Origin of the sequence: Vibrio sp. 1727 (genome assembly GCF_033344415.1) — a bacterium.
Classification (GTDB): domain Bacteria; phylum Pseudomonadota; class Gammaproteobacteria; order Enterobacterales; family Vibrionaceae; genus Vibrio; species Vibrio alginolyticus.
Window position 1 is genome coordinate 1 of the sequence record NZ_JAWPOT010000288.1, and the last position, 687, is coordinate 687.

Genomic DNA, 687 nt, shown 5'->3' on the forward strand with positions numbered 1-687 from the left:
TCTGGTTGTTCTGTTAACGTATTCCAAACGTTGAAAAGAATATTGCCCACGTCATCGCCTTTTTTCGCTGCTTCTTTTCTGATTCGGTCTTTCGCCCAAACGCGAATGGCTTGGCGAATCACTATTGTCGTTAAGCGTTCATTCAAATCATTCTGAGCCATGGCATTAACGTCAGCCAACGTACTAGAAGGCAGTTTTGTTCCATTCAAAGCCACATCACTAAAGCGTGGTGCCCCACGTTTCGGATAATAAGGTAGTGCCAATGAGTAGATTGCGCCATTGCCGCGACTGTCAAAAATAGGTAAATCAATACGCCAACCTTGCAAAGCCTCAACCACACCTTGCTCGTCAATCACAATGACGCGTCCTTGTGACTTATTTAACCCTGTCGGTGCCTTGCCATAGCGTTTTTCAAGCAGACGTAAGTCTTCACGCATACCGAGTTTTTTCGCGGCGTACATCGTGCTTTCAATAACTTGTTTGTTATCTGGCATCACAGCCAAAGCGCGACGGTAATCCACATAAGCGCTGTTAAGATCACGTGACGCTTCGTACAACAAACCAGAAAGATAGAAGAGATAACCGTTTTGCACCGCGCTGAGTTTTTTCCCTGCGTCTGGATAACTCGCGAGCACGCTGCCTAAGTTGGCTGACATACCTTGGTTTTTAAGATCTTTTTCTGCCGAC

Annotated in this window: 1 pseudogene; it reads right to left on the bottom strand. The window is 46.0% G+C overall.

From position 1 onward, the window contains the following. Window positions 1-687, bottom strand: a pseudogene (locus tag R8O10_RS25280) (hypothetical protein); the annotation flags it as partial.